The sequence below is a fragment of the Oligosphaera ethanolica genome, assembly GCF_030814695.1.
In the GTDB taxonomy this organism is placed as follows: domain Bacteria; phylum Verrucomicrobiota; class Lentisphaeria; order Oligosphaerales; family Oligosphaeraceae; genus Oligosphaera; species Oligosphaera ethanolica.
This window is the reverse complement of record NZ_JAUSVL010000001.1, coordinates 960,455-978,886: the sequence shown is the minus strand read 5'-3', so window position 1 is coordinate 978,886 and position 18,432 is coordinate 960,455. Positions and strand designations below refer to the sequence as shown.

The window sequence follows — 18,432 nt, the reverse complement described above, 5'->3', positions numbered from 1 at the left end:
CATTGATGCCTTCGCGCCATAAATCAATTTTACTTGTATTGATTCTGGCGATTGTAGCGAGTGCTGGCGAGTGGCCATTTGACGACGCGAATGAAGGCGCAGGTCTGGTGACAGATCTGCGCCTTTCCGCGTCTTCGGCAACAGAGGCCGCGGCCTGGGCTGAGTACGCCAAGGGGCTGTATGTGCTTGGGGGTGACGGGGCGACCTTCGCTGATGCCGCGCCACATTTCGCCCGTGCTTTGCTGCATCTGCCGGACTCGCCTTATCTGTTGCGGGCGCTAATTGGCCCGCGGCTGGTGGCCAAGGAGTGGGATGCCTGTTTGGCCGATCTGGCGCCGGTGGTCGCGGCCCATCCAGGCGCGGTGATGCCCAATCTCATCTACGCGGATTTGCTGGAGGAGACGGACAAGCGCGACGAGGCCATTGCGCATCTGCAGCGGACGTTGACGACGACGGCCTGGGGCGATGCCCGGGTCGTCAAAGAGCTGGCGCAGAAGCTGTGGGCTGCCAAGCAGGGAAAGGCCGCTGCCGAGCTGTATGCGCAGGCGATGCGGCACGAGTCCCTGCGTGATGACGTGTCGTTTGCCTGCGCGGCCGCGGCTCTATGGCACGCTTACGCTGAAATAGTGCTTGTAGAGGTGCCCGAGCCGGGGTGGGGCTTGCGGCGTCAGGCCGCAGCGTGGCGCAAGCGGGCGCGTCGCCAGGCCGTGGCTTTGGCAAAGCGCCTGGGGGCGGTACCGGAGGCTTCGGCGGCCTCGGAGGCATCAGGACTAGACGAGCGTCTTATGGTTGGCAGCTTGTTGGCTGATGTGGGCGAATGGGATCGCTTGGGTGACTACATCGACAGACTCAGCCCGGTGATGACTGGCGGTTCCGCGCGTTATGCCTGGGCGGACTTGCGGCTTCGCTTGCTGCGCCAGCGAGAAGACCTCGCGGGCATGCGTTCCTTGTATGGCCAGTTGCTTGCGGACATGCTGATACCGCGGCCCTTGCTGTTTGCCGCCGGCGAATTTTATCTTGAGCACGACCAGCTGGCGGAAGCCATTGAGGCCTTTGAGCGTCTGCAGGGCATGGAGCCGGATAATATCGGTCTGCGGCTGCAGCTCGCGCATATCTATTTGCAGGCGAATGACCCCCAGCGAGGCATGGCCCTGCTGGCGCCGGTGTCGGTTCTGCCACCGCGCGGGCTCCTTTTGCGGGCCTATTTGTGGCGGAAGCAGGGGGATCAGGAGCGCGCCTACGCGGACATGAAGAAGGCCGGCGAAGCCGCGCAGACTCGCAAGGACGATGATTTTTTCGACACCGGTTATTATTTCACCCTGGCGATGATCTGCGAAACGACCGGGCGCATTGACGAGGCGATAGAGTTGTGTCGTATCGCCTATAAGCGCGAGCCGGAGAATCCCGCCTGCGCCAATTTCCTTGGCTATTTGCTGGCCGATCACAACCGCGAATTGGCCTATGCTCGTGAGCTGATCGACCAGGCGCTGGCGAAAGAGCCGGATTCCATTGCCTACCTGGACAGCCGCGCCTGGGTGTATTACCGTCAGGGGCTCTTCTACGACGCGATGCTGGTGATGGCTGATCTCCTCCAGCGCGGTGTCGAGCAGGAGGACAGCGACGGCGTCATTGCCGACCACGCTGGCGATATCTTCGCCGCCAATGGCTATGCGCGGCTGGCCGCATTCTACTGGGGCCTGGCGCTGGACAAAAACACCGGGGACGCCGCCGGCAAGATCCGCGCGAAGATGGCGCCGTGAGGCGCTGACGGCACCCTGCCACGCCCATCCATACGGGCGCCGTGAGGCGCGGTTGACAGCCCGTAAATCCATGCCCAAAGGGGCGCCGTGCGGCGTCCAGGCTGATTCCCCGCTGTTTCAGCGGCGGAACATGAAGTACACGGCCCCGAGCATGCACATCCCTGCCCAGAGGAAATTCCAGTTCCATTTTTCCTTGAGGAAGAAGAGTGCGAATGGCACGAAGACGCTGAGGGCGATGACTTCCTGCAGGATTTTGAGGTGGGCGACGGAGACGACTTGCGCGCCAATGCGGTTGGCAGGCACTTGCAGGAGATATTCAAAGAGTGCGATGAACCAGCTCACCAAGGCGGCAATGTACCATTTGCGGTGGTTCATCGTGTGCAGATGGCCGTACCAGGCAAAGGTCATGAAGACGTTGGATGCAGTCAGAAGCAGGATGGTGCGGTACAGGGGAGGCATGACGCGCTGGCCTTTGGTTGTCGAGGTTACTGACTCAGGGGGGGCAAGGCTGATACTATATCCTGCGATTCAGCTATCGCCTGACACGCGTTGACTAGCCTGACGGGCGGCACGTAATGCCTCACTCATTGATACCAACCTTTCCTGCAATCTTTTGTTTTCAGCGCCAAAGGCGCGCCCTAAGATAGCCCAGGGCAAGCGCCCGCAGGGCGCGTCGCCCTGGGTAAGGGCCCTACCAGAAATGCGCCCTGGAGGGGCGACCTAAAAAACGGCGCCGGGGGCGCAAGGAACAAGACGGGGAAGACGTTATATCAGGTTCCATTGCCTCTTTGGCCCCAGTCAGCTTCGCCGACTGGGGCCAAAGAGGCCGAGGAACACGAGCAAAAATGGCGCTTTACCCAGGGCGTCGCGCGCCTTCGGCGCCGCTTGCCCTGGGCTGGTATGCTTTCGCGCTTTCAGCGCTTCTGCCGCTTCGCGGCCTGGGATGCCGGGCGCGCGAGTGGGCGCTTGCTGGCCTCTGGCGACGGCGCGGGCTGAAAGCCCGCACCACGGCCGGAAGACGGGCGCGCCTGGGGCCGCCCTTTGCTCTACCGCTCAATTATCAATGAGTGAGGGATTACGGGCGGCACAAGAAGGACTGACTGCCATTTTCGCGGACGGATCGTCTTTTTATTGTTATCGCGGACGGAGCGGACGGATCGGACGGATCGTCGATTTGATCGGTCTGATCGGTCTGATCGGTCTGATCGGTCTGATCGGTCTGATTATCGCGGCAGGCAACAATGGCTAAGAGGCAGCCAGTGGTAACCTGCGCCTGCGCAAAGCCGCGTAGTTGCATTAAAAAAGAATAAAAATGAAAAAATCGTCTTCTCTTGGTTGAAATGTGCAAATAAAAGCAATAAAATATTGCATTGACTTGCTGTTTAAGCAGGCATTTATTTTCATTTGTTCCAAGAGGAGGTGCATCATGGCCGTATTTAGAAGAGTTTGGCGTGGTGGCGGCTGGTGTCGTTTCGGGGTGTTAGCGTTGGTGCTGGCCTTGTGTTTTCCCGCGGCAGCCGCGGTATGGCATGTCAAGAGCGATGGTGACGATGGCCGCGATGGCCAGAGTTGGGCGCAGGCGTTGGCGTCGGTGCAGGTGGCGCTGTCGCGGGCGGCGGTAGGCGATGCGGTATGGATTGCGGGTGGGGAGTACGAGGCGACCGAGAGTCGGTTGCTGGAGCCGGATGCGGAGTGGGAGTGGTCCTTCCGTCTGCGTGATGGTGTGGACATCTACGGTGGTTTTGCGGGCCACGAGAGATCGCCGGCAGAGCGGGCATTGGCTGCGGCGCATGACGGCATCCCGCCGTGCGCGTGGGATTATGCGTCGGCGACCAGATTGACGATACCCGACCATGCCTTTGGCTCGGTGCTGAAGGCCGATGCTGACGCATTTACCCTGCGCACAGTGGTGGATGGCGTGGTGCTCTGCGGCGGCATGGCTTTTAGCAGCGGTCTGGCCGGCGTTGGCGGTGGGGCGCAGTTGCCGGGTAATGTCGTTCTGCGGCGGAGTGTGGTCACGGGTTGCATGGCGCGTTATGGCGGCGGCGTGGCCATGAGGGGCGACAGCGTGCTGGAGCAGTGCCTGATCTGCGACAATGAGTTGCTGCCCGATGGCTGGGGCGCGGCAGGCGCCGGCGTGTATGTCATAGATGACGAGGGGCGGGTCAGCAATTGCCTGATACGCGACAACGGGGTGGCGGACCGCGGTGTGCAGGAGGGCGGCGGGATCTATCTGCTCGGCGCGGGAACCGTCAACCACTGCACGATCGTTGGCAACTACGCCTTGCATGATGGCTCCGGTGTCTGTGCGCCGGTTGCCGCTGCGCGGTTGCTCAATCTGGTGGTCTGGGGGAACTGTGGCAATGACAAACAGTTGGTTGCGCCAGCCAGCGACTTGTCCTACAGCGCGATAGCCGGCGTGAATGCGCCGGGGCAGGCTGTCATTCCGCTGGCGGCGGGCAATTGCGGGGTCAATGGTCCTGAGGTCAATGACAATGAAAACGATCATTATTTCATCTGCTTTCGTGATCTGGCACGGAATGACTATCGCTTGGGGGCGGGGTCGTATGCGATCAATCGTGGTGTGGATGCCCTGCTTGCTGCTCATGACGCCGCAGGGGCGGCGCGGCTGAGTCGGCTGGTGCCAGATCCAGGTGCCTTTGAAACTGCGTATCGGGGGCAGCTCTGCGGGGATCTTCAAGTGGAGACGCCCTGTGTCTACGGTTGGGAGTCCCTCGTAACGCCGCGCCCGGGCGTTTGTACGCCAGCCATGGCCGAGACGACGTTTCAGGCGCAAGCTGATCGCTTGCGTTGGCGACAAGACGCCGAGTCGCGACATTATGTGCAGTGGCTGCAGGCAGGCCCGGTTCTACTCGAAATGGAGCTGGCAGTGACTGGCGTGCAAGCCGATGCCTGGGAAACAGCGACTCGCCGCCGCCAACTCGTGGTGCAGTCGCAGACCGTGTACATTGCCGCCAACGATGTCGATTATTACTATGGCACGGCCATGCCTGAGTTGGGCTGGGAGCTGCTGGCGGGGCGACTCGCCGGAGAAGACCGCGTCGTCGGCGCGCTGGCCTGCACGCCGGGGACGATGCTTGAGCGCGGTTACCCGATTACGCAGGGCAGCCTGGCGATTGCTGACGGTCGGGACGGCGCCAACTACCACATCGAATTTTTCCCCGGCCAGCTGAACTATCGGAAAGCGGTAGCGACATTGCGGCTGGCGGCTGGCAGTTGCGTGTATAACGGCGAGGCGACGGCGCCGGAACTGGTCAACGATCCTCCGGGGCTGAACATCGACATCGTCTATGCGGGCCGCGACGGCACGGTCTACTCAGCAAGCACCGCGGCACCGCGGGATGTTGGCAGTTACACGTTGACGGCAACCGTCCGGGATGAGCATTACTGCGGCAGTCTGCAGGAGCCCTTTGCCATCACGCCGGCGCCGTTGACGGTGACGGCGGCCAACCAGGAGCGGCCATTTGGGAGCGCCAACCCAGCGCTGACCATGTCGTTCAGTGGTTTCTGCGCACGGGATAGTGTTGCGGACATCGTGCAGCCAATACTGACGACCGCTGCCGGCCCAGACAGTCCAGTCTGTGCTGGCGGCTATGCAATCACCGTTTCAGGCGGTGCGGCGCGCAACTACGCATTTGTCTATGTGCCGGGGGTGCTGATGGTCACTCCGGCTGAGCTGGTGGGCTCTGACGTGGTCAGTCAGGCTATCACCTACGGTGCAAAGCTGGCTACTGCCCCGCTGAGCGGCAGGGTGTGCGCAGTGACCAGCGGCGCAATAGTGCCGGGGCGTTTCGTTTGGAACGGCGGCGATACTATTCTGCCCGTTGGCACACACAACCGAAGTTGGGTGTTCCATGCCGATGACAGTGGTAATTACCGGGCGCTGAGCGGCGCCAGCACTCTGCGGGTGGACTGCCGCCCGGTGGCGGTAAAGGCTCTGTCCCGGAGCAAGATATACGGCGAGGACGACCCGAGTCTGACCTATAGCATTGTCTCGGGGGCGCTGGTGCCGGGGGATTCCTTCAGCGGCGCTTTGGCGCGGCAGCCGGGCGAGAACGTCGGCGTCTACGCCATCAATCAGGGCAGCCTGGCGCTGTCAGCGAATTATGCATTGAGTTATGTGAGTGCAAACTTGCGCATCACTGTGCGCCAAATCACGGTTTCCGCTCAAGATAGTGGCAAAGCGTTCGGAACTGCCGATCCAGTCCTGCCTTACGCCGTCACTTCGACGGCGGGGCTGGTAGCGGGTGACCGTTTTCACGGGGCGCTGTCGCGTGCGCCAGGTGAAGACATTGGCGTGTATGCCATTAGCCTGGGCAGCCTGGCTTTGTCAGCCAACTACGCGATGGTTTTCAATACAGCGCGTTTTACCATCAACGAAGCTGGCTTGGAGCTGGCCGGGCCGCTGGCGCTTGGCGGGATCGTCTACGGACAGACCTTGCGCCGCGCGACGATTGTCGGCGAAGTCCGCCACTTCGCCACGGGCGAAAGGGTGCCAGGGGTGTTTTCCTGGGTGCAGGAGGACGTGGCGCCGCCGGCAGGGACCAGAGATTACGAGTGGCTTTTTGAGCCAGAAGCCGCGGACAGCTATGCGCCTTTGCATGGCTCTGCCACGCTCACAATTGCGCCCGCACCGCTGACAGTCCGTCTGCAGACCCCGGCGCCGGAACGCAGCTATGGCGCGGCGAACCCGCCATTGGGGCTGGCGTACTCGGGCTTTGTCCTCGGCGAAGACCAAGCGGTGCTGGTGAGGGTGCCAACGGCGCAATGCGCGGCGACAGTCGCCAGTCCGGCCGGGGTATATCCGGTGACGATTTCCGGTGGGTTGAGCAGCAATTACACTTTCGTCTATGAGACCGATGTCCTGACGGTGGCACCGGCGCTGCCGCGCGCGCAGGACATAGCAGCCGCGGCGGATGCCGTCTATGGGATGGCTTTGGCAGACCTTGGGTTGACGGGGAGCTTTGCCCATCCGACTGAGGACGTGGCGGTTCCCGGGCGCTTGGTCTGGGAACTGCCCGGCGCCATGGTATTGCCGGCTGGCGAGCATTGGCTGAGCTGGGTGTTCACTCCCGAATCCAGCAATTACAGCGAACTTCGCGGCGAGCAGCCGGTGACTATTGCCAAGGCGGCACTGCAGGTCAGCGCAGACGATCAGTCCAGGTGGTACGGCGACGCCAATCCCGAATTGACGCTGACTTACGCCGGGCTGGTCAACGGCGACACGCTTGCTACGCCTGGACTGTTTACCACCGCACCGCAAGCACAATGCGTTGCCGACGCTACGACTCTCGCCGGAACCTACCCGATTACTGTTGCCGGCGGCATCGCCGATAACTACCATTTCGTGTATGAGCTGGGGATGTTGACCGTCAGAGCCATTGAGCCGGTCGTGGGGAGTTTTACGCCACCAGTGTTCTTTTACGGTGAAAACGTGGCGAGCAAGGCCCCGACGGCGGTTGTGCGCCACCCGGGCAGTGGCGAAGAGATGGGCGGGTACTTTACCATCTGCGGGGAAGAGGACTTTCCGGCGGTCGGGGTGTGGCCGCGCAGCTGGCGCTTCATCCCGTCGTTGCCCGGATCTGTGGCTGAACTTGAAGTGAGCGCCGATCTGGTTATTCTGCCCCGCATTTTACGCATTCAGCCGGCGAACGTCAGTAAAATTTATGGTGAAGCGGAGCCGGCCCTGTCATGGTCTTTTGTTGCGGGGTCCATGTCGCTGTACGAAGGTGACCGAGTCAGCGGTGCGTTGCTCCGGGAGCCCGGCGAGCAGCCCGGTGAATACGCCATCCAACTCGGGACATTGACCGCAGGCAGCAATTACAGCCTTGAACTCTTGCCGGCGGTTATGAGCATCAGCCAGCGATCTTTGACCTTGCAGTGTCTGGCGGCGACAAAGGTCTACGGCGACCCCGATCCGGTTTTCCAATACCACCTTGTCGCGGGCAGCCTGTTAGCGGGCGACATGCCCGTCGGCCAGCTTGGACGCCTTGCCGGCGAAGACGTCGGCAGCTACGCCATGACCCAAGGTAGTTTGACATTTCCGGACTATTACCGCGTGACGCTTCAGTCAGCGCCGCTGATGATTGTGCCGCGGGCGCTGACGGTGACTGCGATGCCGGCCAGCAAGGTGTACGGCAATGCTGATCCCGTGTTCGCGTGGACCTTGAGCGCGGGGGCGCTGCAGGCAGGGGATGAATTGAGCGTGGTGTTGGGGCGCCAGCCAGGCGAAAACATCGGCGCCTATGCGATCATTCCCAGCTTACTGACGGGCGGACCCAATTATGTACTGTCCTTTGTTAGCGCGAATTTGGTCATAGAGCGCCGCCATGTCGGGGTGATAGCGCATGATCAGGCGAAGCTGGTAAGTACGCCGGATCCGGAATTCACCTACGAGCTTGCTCCGGGCAGCGAGTTGCCTTCAGGCGCCCGTTTCAGTGGTGCGTTGACTTGGTCGGGGTATAACATTCCTGGCTACCATGACATTCTCATTGGCACCCTGACCTTGGGCAACAATTGCATCATTGATTATACACCCGGCCGGCTACGAATCGCGTATCCCAATCCCGTGCTGGTCGAGACGGTGACGGCCAGTGTTATCTCGTACGGCGACCCCTTGAGCATGTCCCTGCTCAGCGGTCGTTTTCTGCATCCGCTGACCGGCGAAACGTTGCCAGGCACCTTGAGTTGGGACAACCCTGATCGTCGCTATCTGGCCGGCAGCTATTCAACCCGATTTATCTTCACCCCCGATCCAGCTAGCGGAATTAGCACCATCTACCAGGGCACGGTGATCGTACAGGTACTGCGCCGCCGCCTGAAAATCGTCGGCGACCGGATTGAAAAGGCCCATGCCGCCGCCTTGCCCCCGCTGACTTGGCATATCGCCGAGGGCACCTTGTATTCCGGGGATACCCTGACAGGAAAGCTGGTATGCAGCCTGCTGGATAATGTCGGTGAATATCCTATTCTGCAAGGCAGTTTGGCGGCACCCGCCAGCTATGAAATGGAGTACGTGTCTGGGGTTTTGGTGGTCACGCCCCGGGTTTTGCAGATACAGGCCTATGACTACAGTAAGGTTGCCGGCGGCTACGATCCCGCACTCAGCTATTTCCTGGTCAGCGGTTACTATCTATCGGGTGCGAAGCCTACTGGCCAAGTGGCCAAGGATCCGGGCGAGGCTCCTGGAATCTACGCAATTCGGCAGGGCAGCCTGACGCCGCCGGCCAATCACGTCATTGACTTCAGCAATGGCACGTTTACCATTTATCCCGCAACCCGTGGCGGCGATGACTACGCTGCCGGCAATGGCGGCATGGCTGCGCCTGATGCAGTCGAAAGCTGGGACAGTGATGGCCTCAAGGGATTGGACGCAGTCACCGCAGAAGCGACAGCAAGTTATGCGGTGGTTTCACCGGACTTTGCCGGCGCGGGCACGTCCGGCGCTGAGCTGCCGGCTCTCGGTAGCTTATGCTGTGCCACTCTTGAAGAGGCGATTGCCGGGGTGGCCGCCGGCGGGGTGATTCATGTCATGCCCGGACTCTACCTGGCGCCCGGCGACGGCAACTGGCTGGTCGACAAACCGCTGACGCTGTGCGGCATGTCCGCCAATGGCCCCGATGATGTCGTTTTACACGGGAGTGTGGTGGTTGCCGGCCCTGCTGCCCAGGGTGTGCAGCTGGCAGGCTTGACTGTCCTGTCCCGCCAGGAACGCCCTGCGGTTGTCCTGACGGCAGGCGTTTCGCAAGTCGCCCTGACCGAAAACACGCTGGTCGGCGGTACCTGTGCAGTGAGCGCCGATCAGCCCCGCTATCTCTACCTTGTCGGCAATCAGCTCAGCGGCGCTGCAGCGGTGCAGTCTGGCGACAGCCCCGACGGGCATATCACCGATAGCGACAATGTCTTCGTTGAAAAGCCGGCTGCTGGCTGTGATGCCGCACTGGGTGATGACTGAAATGAAGACTGGACGGGGCAGCCGCGGCGCCGGTGCCAGGGAATTCTAGATCGGACGGATCGGACGGATCGGACGGATCGGACGGATCCGTCTGATTGATCCGTCTGATCCGTCTGATTTGGTAGCGATACAGCCCATTGCTGTAACCGGTCAGTGACCACCCCGGTGGGGAAAACACCGGGGACAATTTGCAGGAAACCCACGGCCAACCGCCGCCCAGCCATCCGACCTTGATTTCCGCCGACCTTTGCGGCAGCGTGTTTCATAGGAGTGACCACCCCGGTGGGGAAAACACCGGGGACAATTTGCAGGAAACCCACGGCCAACCGCCGCCCAGCAATTACACATGGGTGGCCAACTTGGCAGCGGATTTCATGAGAGCAATGCTCTTCACAGAGCATGCGGCAATCGCCTGCGATGAGTTGATTGGTAACCATGCACAAGATCATTCGCCGAGGTTTTGAGCACCGAAGGTGCGCCCTAAGATAGCCCGGGCAAGCGCCCGCAGGGCGCGTCGCCCTGGGTAAGGTGCCCCACCCCAAAAGAGCCCTGAAGGGGCGGCCTAAAAGACCTGCGACGAAGGGTCACAGCGCAAAATTGCCGCAGCAATCAGTGAGTTCCATTGCCTCTTTGGCCCCAGTCAGCTTCGCCGACTGGGGCCAAAGAGGCCGAGGAACACGGACATATATGGCGTTGTACCCAGGGCGTCGCTCCGCCTTCGGCGTCGCTTGCCCTGGGCTACGATGACAGCGCCCTTGCAGGGCGCCTGCCGCTTCGCGGCCTGGGATGCTGGTGGCGCGCTTGTCTCCGCCAGATGGTGTCATCTGACGGGGCTGGCTGAAAGCCCGCCATCGCGATCGGGAGATGAGCGCGCGTGACCACGGCTGGGAGGCGGGGCGCAAAGGGCCGCCTGCTGTGGGATCGGCCGGTATCAATGAGTGAGGCATTACTCGATTGGTAATCCCTCAGCCATTGATATTGGATGCACGACATGCCTCTCGCTGGCGCGGTGGGACGCGGCGTGCCTAGCCAATGTGGCGCCCTCCGGACGCAATTCTATGTTGCTGTCATACCCCGGGTTGCGGCCCTCCGGGCCGAACTTGGCCGATCAGGCGACTTGCTTTGTCCGGTTCGGGCCGAAAACCACCCTTATTCAATATTCATGTTTTTGTGCCGTAGGCGCTCCCAAGAGTCCAAGAGATACTCAAGCAGTCCCTGGCGTCCAAGGCGTCATTCCCCACAGTCCCAAAAGTCCCCACAGTCCAATCCATGGGATCATGCCTCATGAGTCCGTGAGTCCTCGCCCCAGCGCACAGTCGCCAAAAAGTCCCCGGAGTCCAGAAGTCCCCAATCAGTCCCCGGAGTCCAGGAAGTCCCCAATCAGTCCCCGGAGTCCAGGAAGTCCTCAATCAGTCCCAGGAGTCGAATCAGTCCCCAATCAGTCCAAGGCGTCGGGAGTCAATCCCCACGGTCCAATTCGTCCCCACGGTCCAATCCATGGGATCATGCCTTATGAGTCGTGAGTCCTCGTCCCAGCGCTGTGCCAACCGGTCCCACCGGTCTCGGGCGTCCCCACGGTCTCGGCCAATATCCATGGCTGACCGATTGCTGGCGTTTTTGTCTTCCGGCCATTGCTTTTCCAGCTTAGCAAGGTAGATTAAATGACGATTTTTTTCACGACTTGCTTACGAGACGGCCGGCGTCGGGCTCACGGCCAATTGGCCCGTGGCCCGTTTTTTTATTGTCTGCGCACAGCCCATGCAGGAGCGGAGCATGATAGCGGAATATCTCAGTCTGATCATTGGTGCGATACTGGTCAACAACTTCGTGCTCAGTCGCATTCTGGGCATCTGTCCTTTTTTGGGCGTTTCGAAGAAGTTGAGCACGGCCTTGGGGATGGGCGGCGCGGTGATTTTCGTGATGACGCTGGCTGGCTTCGTGACGGCGCTGGTGCATCATTACGTGTTGTTGCCGCATGGCTTGATGTATTTACGGACGATTGTGTTCATCCTGCTGATTGCTGGTCTGGTGCAGATTGTGGAAGTGCTTTTGCAGCGTTTCAGCCCGCCCTTGTACAGCGCCCTGGGCATCTTTCTGCCGCTGATCACGACGAACTGTGCGGTGTTGGGTGCGGCGATCATCTGCGCGGACAACCACTACAGCGTCATCAAATCGACGGTGTTCTGTTCGGCCTCGGCGGTTGGTTTTGCGTTGGCCCTGCTGTTGTTTGCCAGCGTTCGCGAGAAACTTGAATTGGCACGGGTGCCCCGTTGTCTGGAAGGGCCGGCGATTGCCCTGCTGACGGCGGGGATTCTGGCCATGGCCTTCACCGGTTTCTCTGGCCTGGGGGGCTGAGTGCCAAGTTCGTCCGCGCGGTGTGGTGAGTCTAAGCTGAGCATAAAAAGCAGAGAAGCAGAGCTATGACGGCAGTAATCATCTTGACTTTGATCGGTGTCTTGTTGGGTCTGGCCATTGCGTTGACCGTGCGTTATTTTGGCGCACCAGTAGATCCTTTGGCGGAGCAGGTCGCCGAGCTGATGCCTGGCGCGAACTGCGGCGCCTGCGGTTTTGCGGGCTGCAATGACTACGTCCAGGCCTTGGTGTCCGGCAAGGCCAAGCCTGGTCTGTGCCCCTCGCAATCGGCTGACGCTTTGCAGAAAGTGTGCGTGTTACTGGGGGTGGCCAGTGAGGGCCGCGCCGAGAAAGTCGCCGTCGTCTGCTGTAGCGGCACCGACCAGTACGCGATCCGTCGGGCCTTTTACAACGGCGTCAATGACTGTCACAGCGCGATGCTGGTCGCCGGCGGCTCCAAAGGCTGCGTCTATGGCTGCCTGGGCTTGGGCAGCTGCGCACGGGCCTGTCCCTTCGGCGCCATCGAGATGCGGGCTGACCACATCGCCGTGGTGCATCCGGAAATCTGCGTGGGCTGCGGCAAATGCGTGACAGTGTGTCCGCGGCGCATTATCAAACTCGTGCCCAAGAGCGCCCCCGTCCACGTCTTCTGCAGTTCGCCCGAGAAGGCGCCCGTGAAACGCAAGGTGTGCAGTGCGGCGTGCATTGGCTGCCGCAAATGCGTGAAGGCCGCCGGCGAAAACCAGATGTTCATCAATGGCTTCCTGGCATCCGTGAATTACGAGAATCCGCCCAGCGCCGATATCGTCGCCGTCTGCCCCCCGAAAGTGCTGCGGACAGAGGCGCAGCCTGCGGCTTCGGCGGCTTCGGCGGCGCCAGCAGCTCCGGAAGCACCAGCGGCGACAACGGCGCCCTAACAGTGGCGAGAAGAGGTCTGAGAGCATGACGAAAAAACACCTGCATTTTTATGGCGGTGTGCATCCGCAGGAAAGCAAGACGGCCAGTGGCGCGGCGATTGTGTCGGCGCCCTTGCTGGCGACCTACGTCGTGCCGCTGCAGCAGCATATCGGCGTGCCGGCGAAACCCGTGGTGGCCAAGGGCGACAAGGTGTTGCGCGGGCAGCTCATCGGCGAACCCGGCGGTTTCATCTCGGCGGCGATTCATGCGCCGACCAGCGGCACCGTGAAGGAGATCGCCACGTGCCTGGGACCGGCTGGCAACCAACTGCCGGCGGTGATCCTGGAGAGCGACGGCGACGACTTGGCCGCCGAGCCCATGCCGGCGCTGGACTGGCCGAATGCCTCGCCGGACGAGTTGAAGAAGCGCATCGCCGAAGCCGGCATTGTCGGCATGGGCGGCGCGGCTTTCCCGTCGGTGGTGAAACTGTCGCCGCCGCCGAACAAGACGATTGACACCCTGATACTCAATGGCGTGGAGTGCGAGCCCTGCCTGACGGCCGACCACCGCCTGATGCTGGAGAAGCCCGAGCAGGTCATCACTGGCGCGCGCATCACGGCGCGGGTGTTGGGCGTCAAGCGGGTGATCATCGCCATTGAGGAGAATAAACCCGACGCGGTGGCGCTGCTGCAGGAGAAGGCCGCTGGCACGGAGGTTGAAGTGCGCTCGCTGCGGGTACGCTATCCTCAAGGCGCCGAAAAACAGCTGATTTACGCATTGACTGGTCGGAAAGTGCCCAGCGGCGGCCTGCCCATGGACGTCGGCTGCGTAGTGCAGAATGTGGGCACGGCGTCGGCGATCTGCGAGGCGGTCTGTGAAGGCAAGCCGCTGTATGAGCGGGTGACCACGGTCACCGGCTCGCCGCTGGTGGCGCCGGGCAACTGGCGTTTCCGCGTGGGCACGCCTTACGCCGAGGCCATCAAGCTCGCCGGCGGCGTCAAGGTCGATCCAGTTAAGATCATTTCGGGCGGGCCAATGATGGGCATGGCGGTGTACTCGCTGGACATCCCCATCATGAAGAACTGCTCGGGGATTCTACTGTTGGCGGCCGACGAAGTGCGGCAGTACGAGTCCAGCCCCTGCATCCGCTGTGGTCGTTGCAACGACACCTGCCCGATGGGCATGATGCCGGGTATTCTCAGCGTACAGATTGAAAAAGAGCGTTTTGAGCTGGCGGAGCAATGGCACGTACTGGATTGCATCGAGTGCGGTTGTTGCGCCTACGGCTGTCCAGCTGGCCGGCCGCTGGTGCAGCTGATGCGCCGCGCCAAGGGCGAAGTGATGGCCGCGCGCAAAGCCAAGGCCGCCAAGAAAGCCTAAGCCGCGGCAGCGCCGGTGCCGACGAAGCATACGAAGTCAAAATTGACAGAAGTGGCAGACCATGACGGAAACGACCGTAAGATTACCGGATACCACCAGACTGGTGGTCAGCAGTTCGCCGCATTTTCACGAAGACGCCAGCGTGCGCAAGATCATGTTGGTAGTGATTGCCGCGTTGGCACCAGCCTGTCTGGCCGGCGTGTGGACTTTCGGTCTGCGGGCGCTGTGGGTGTTGCTGGTCTGCACGGCCGCCTGCATGCTGGTCGAGGCGCTCTGCGTGAAACTGCAGGGCCGTGCCAGCACCTTGCCTGACGGCAGTGCGGCGCTGACTGGCCTGCTGCTGGGCATGAATCTGCCGGTGACGACGCCGACCTGGATGTGCGTGGTCGGCGCGGTCATGGCAATTGGTATCGGCAAGATGATCTACGGCGGCCTGGGCTACAACCCCTTCAACCCGGCGCTGGTTGGCCGCGTGGCCCTGCTGATGGCTTTCCCGACGGCATTGACTACCTGGGTCGCGCCCTTGGCCTCGCCCCTGCAGTGGGCCGGCGTGGACAGCGTCACCCAGGCGACGCCGCTGGGGACGCCCTGGGCCGGCGAGCAGCTCTTCAGCACTTGGGAGCTCTTTATCGGTCGCACGGGCGGCAGTCTCGGTGAGACCTGCGTGCCGGCGCTGTTGCTTGGCGGCGTGCTGTTGATTGCGCTGAAGATTATCCGCTGGCAGGTGCCGGTGTGTTTCATCGGCACGGTGGCGGTGATCACTGGCATTGCCCATCTGGCCGCGCCTGAGCAGGTCGCGCCGCCCCTGCTGCACATTATGAGCGGCGGACTCATCCTCGGTGCTTTCTTCATGGCGACGGACATGGTGACGACGCCTCTGGGGCGCATGGGCGCGGTGATTTTCGGCGTCGGCTGCGGCGTCATCACGGCGGTGATCCGCCTGTGGGGGAGCTACCCCGAGGGCGTGAGTTTTTCCATCCTCATCATGAACGCCTTTACGCCGCTGATTGACCGCTATACGGCCGGCAAGCCCTTCGGGGTGATCAGCCATCCTGGCCGGGAGGTGAAACTGTGAAAGACATCATCCGTTTATGCTTCAGTCTCGGCGCGGTGTGCTTTTGTGGCGCCGCGGCCCTGGTTTACGTCAACGCTAAGACCTTGGTGCCGCGTCAGCAGGCCCAGCAGGCGACACTGACCAAGAGTCTGTCACTGGTGCTGCCGGCCGAAACCAGCGATACCAAGACGCTGGCTGTGGCAGCTGAAGACGGCCTGAGTTTCTTTTTAGCCTGCGATGCCGCCGGCCGGCCCTTGGCGGTAGCCGGGCAGGGCAGCACCCGCACGGGCTTCGGCGGCGAAGTCGTAGTGCTGGTGGGCTTGGAACGCGATGGCCGCATCCGCGGCGTGATGGTGACCAAGCACAGCGAAACGCCGGGCCTGGGCACCAAGGCCACGGATCGCAAACAGCTCAAGTCCCTGTGGGCGGTTTTGGCCGGCAAGGACGAAGAGGTGGCATTCCCCCCGAATGACTACCTGGATGCCTATAGCGGCCGGCCGGCCGGCGAGTTCGTCCTCGGTGGTGGCAGCAGCGAACAGCGCATTGACGGCGTCAGCGGCGCGACCATCAGCAGCAAGGCCGTGCTCGCCGCCGTGAACCGGGTCTGCGATGCCTACAACAAGAACCACGACGCCATCTGGGCGGCTCAATAAGCGCATTGAGACAACAACGCGGGAGTCAGCCCGCCAACACTTGAACAAGGCAGGAACGAACATGTCAGCGGCGAAAGAATTTCTCAAGGGGCTGTGGAAAGAGAATCCCGTGCTGGTGCTGATGTTGGGCATGTGCCCGACGTTGGCGGTGTCGAGTAGCGCCAAGAACGCGCTTGGCATGGGCGTGGCGACGACTTTCGTGCTTCTCGGGAGCAACGTGGTGATCTCACTGGTGCGCAAGGGCATCCCGGCGAAGGTGCGCATACCCTGCTACATCGTGATCATCGCGGTGTTCGTGACCATCGTCGAGATGCTGATGGCCGCCTACGCGCCGCCGGAACTGAATGCCACCCTGGGCATCTTCATCCCGCTGATCGTGGTGAACTGCATTGTGCTGGGGCGGGCGGAGGCTTTCGCCTCCAAGAATTCCCCGTGGCTGTCCTTTCTCGATGGCCTGGGCATGGGCGTCGGCTTTACCTTGGCGCTGATGGCCCTGGGCGCCGTGCGCGAATTCCTCGGCGCCGGCACCATCTTCGAACTGCAGCTGTTCCCCAAATGGGAGCCGTTTTTGCTGATGAAATTCGCCCCCGGGGCCTTTTTTGTCCTCGGCTTCTTCTTGGCGGGCATGAACATGCTCCGGATTCGCCGTGCACGGCTGGAAGGCCGCACGTACACGCCGCCAGAACTCAATTGCTCGCAGTGCAATCTCTGCGACCTCGGCAAACGCTGAGCATTTTTTTATCCGCAGAACCTCTTGACTGGCGGGACACTGGGCGTTTTTATGGACGCTATGGACGCTATGGACACCACCAGTCAGTTCCCGGCGTCCAAGCAGTACACAACCGGTCCCCGGTGTCCAAAGCGTCCTTCCCCATGGTCCAGAAAGTCCCCACGGTCCAATCCATGGGACCATGCCTCATGAGTCCGTGAGTCCTCGCCCCAGTGCGCGCAGTCGCCAAGTCGTCCCCTTTTTTTTGATTGGCTGCTTGGAAGTCCAAGCAGCCTTTTTTGTTTCCGCAGCATTGATCCTGAGAGCGCCCGTCCGACAGGGACAACCGCGCAACTCATGCACTCTGCTGCTTACGCGTGGCATTTGTCGGCGGCGTATTTGCCGGCGGCTTCGCCCATGGCGACGGCGTTGCCGGTGACGCGGTAGCTGGAGTGGGCCCAGAAGTCGCCGCTGATGCAGCGCCCGGCCATGAGGAGCCCCGCGACGTCCTTGGCGATGAGTGCGCGCATGGGTATGTCGTAGGGCTGGGTTTTGACGGGCGCTTTTTCGATGCTCTTGCCCTGGTGGGGATTGGTGGCGTGGACATCGACGCCGAAATGGACGCGGCAGACGGCGTCGTCAAAGCGGGCGCCGGCGCTCATATCGTCAATGGTGACCGTGTACTGCCCATGCAGGCGGCGGCCTTCGCGGATGCCAATTTGGGCAGCGGTGGCGACAACGCGGGCATCGCGCCAGATGCCACCCTGGGCGCGTAGCCCGGCGATGAGCGCCATGACTTCGCGGCGGCTGCGGATGGTCGCCGCACTGATGTCTTCTGCAGACAGCGCGCTGACTTGGTATTCGTGGTTGGCCATCATGATGAAGAGGTCTTCGCGAACGGGGAACAGCGACGGATGCGCGTAGGACGGCGAATGGCCACCGCGTTCCATGGCGGCGCGCAGGCGTTCTTTGGGTGGCGCCCAGCCGTCCGCGTCCTTGTCGCGGTAGTAGCTTTTGATGTCATGGCGACGGATGCCGGTGACGAGGGCGATCATGGACATGGGCTGGGTCAGGCGCGTTTCGGGGTGGCCGACGTCGAAGCTGTTGCCGGCCAAGGCGCCAAGGGTGCCATCGCCGGTGCAGTCGATGAACTGCCTAGCGGCGAAGGCGCGACGGCCGGAATAGGACTCGGTGATGACGTGGGTGAGGCGCCCGGCAGTGACCTGGGCCGCGCAGATGCGCGTGTGTAAATGCACCCTCACGCCGGCGATGGTACAGAGCTCATCCAGGAGCATCTTGAGCTCTTCTACGTCGTAAGCGGTGTTGGGTGTGCCGTCGCTATTGGCGCCACGGGCGCCACGCATGGCCAGCTCGGTCATGATTTCCCGCATGATGCCATTTTTGTTGTTGACATCCAGAAACCACGGCAGGAGCCCGCTGGTCCAGATGCCGCCGAGGCAGCCGTGCTGTTCGATGAGGACCGTGCTGGCACCAGCGCGGGCCGCGCCCAGTGCGGCGGCAATGCCAGCAGGACCGCCGCCGCAGACGACGACATCGACGTGGTCGGCGACAACGATCTCTCTCGCTGGCTCAAGAATGCTTTGTGTGAGCATGGGGCATGATCCTTCGGCTGGATGTGGTGACAGGCTGCT

The 18,432-nt window shown here is 61.9% G+C and carries 12 protein-coding genes; 10 read left to right on the top strand and 2 right to left on the bottom strand.

All coding sequences use genetic code 11. The features are described from left to right. Positions 1 to 107: 107 nt before the first annotated feature. Positions 108 to 1,760, top strand: coding sequence for a tetratricopeptide repeat protein (locus J3R75_RS03420; RefSeq protein WP_307259932.1), 1,653 nt, complete (start codon positions 108 to 110; stop codon positions 1,758 to 1,760). A 117-nt stretch (positions 1,761 to 1,877) separates the two neighbouring features. Here J3R75_RS03420 and J3R75_RS03415 read toward each other — a convergent pair whose 3' ends face one another. Continuing rightward, entirely contained in the window at positions 1,878 to 2,219 is a 342-nt protein-coding gene (locus tag J3R75_RS03415; RefSeq protein ID WP_307259931.1) for a DMT family protein, read from the bottom strand. Between the two features lie 604 nt (positions 2,220 to 2,823). Between J3R75_RS03415 and J3R75_RS03410 the strand changes: the two genes are divergently transcribed. The 9 genes from J3R75_RS03410 (at position 2,824) to rsxE (ending at position 16,801) form a co-directional block, all read left to right on the top strand. Further along, positions 2,824 to 3,009 (top strand): hypothetical protein, encoded by a 186-nt coding sequence (locus J3R75_RS03410; protein WP_307259929.1) that lies wholly within the window; start codon positions 2,824 to 2,826, stop codon positions 3,007 to 3,009. 177 nt (positions 3,010 to 3,186) lie between these two features. After that, positions 3,187 to 9,735, top strand: a complete 6,549-nt coding sequence (locus J3R75_RS03405) for an MBG domain-containing protein (RefSeq protein WP_307259928.1) — start codon at positions 3,187 to 3,189, stop codon at positions 9,733 to 9,735. 188 nt (positions 9,736 to 9,923) lie between these two features. Continuing rightward, a complete protein-coding gene (locus J3R75_RS03400; RefSeq protein WP_307259927.1) occupies positions 9,924 to 10,199 on the top strand; it encodes a hypothetical protein in 276 nt (91 codons plus the stop codon). Positions 10,200 to 11,508: 1,309 nt separating this feature from the next. After that, the gene (locus J3R75_RS03395; protein WP_307259926.1) at positions 11,509 to 12,090 is read left to right on the top strand and encodes an electron transport complex protein RnfA; all 582 of its coding nucleotides are present in this window, start codon (positions 11,509 to 11,511) and stop codon (positions 12,088 to 12,090) included. A gap of 65 nt (positions 12,091 to 12,155) precedes the next feature. Beyond that, positions 12,156 to 13,004, top strand: coding sequence for a (Fe-S)-binding protein (locus J3R75_RS03390; protein WP_307259924.1), 849 nt, complete (start codon positions 12,156 to 12,158; stop codon positions 13,002 to 13,004). A gap of 25 nt (positions 13,005 to 13,029) precedes the next feature. After that, positions 13,030 to 14,364, top strand: coding sequence for an electron transport complex subunit RsxC (gene rsxC / locus J3R75_RS03385; protein WP_307259923.1), 1,335 nt, complete (start codon positions 13,030 to 13,032; stop codon positions 14,362 to 14,364). 61 nt (positions 14,365 to 14,425) lie between these two features. Then, positions 14,426 to 15,439, top strand: coding sequence for an RnfABCDGE type electron transport complex subunit D (locus J3R75_RS03380; protein WP_307259922.1), 1,014 nt, complete (start codon positions 14,426 to 14,428; stop codon positions 15,437 to 15,439). Next, entirely contained in the window at positions 15,436 to 16,071 is a 636-nt protein-coding gene (locus J3R75_RS03375) for an RnfABCDGE type electron transport complex subunit G (RefSeq protein ID WP_307259921.1), read from the top strand. Before J3R75_RS03380 ends, J3R75_RS03375 begins: the two co-directional genes overlap by 4 nt. Positions 16,072 to 16,132: 61 nt before the next feature. After that, on the top strand, positions 16,133 to 16,801 hold the full coding sequence (gene rsxE, locus J3R75_RS03370; protein ID WP_307259920.1) for an electron transport complex subunit RsxE: 669 nt from the start codon (positions 16,133 to 16,135) through the stop codon (positions 16,799 to 16,801). Between the two features lie 350 nt (positions 16,802 to 17,151). On the opposite strand, the gene J3R75_RS03365 is transcribed toward rsxE, so the two are convergent. After that, a complete protein-coding gene (locus J3R75_RS03365; RefSeq protein WP_307259918.1) occupies positions 17,152 to 18,393 on the bottom strand; it encodes an FAD-dependent oxidoreductase in 1,242 nt (413 codons plus the stop codon). Positions 18,394 to 18,432: the final 39 nt, after the last annotated feature.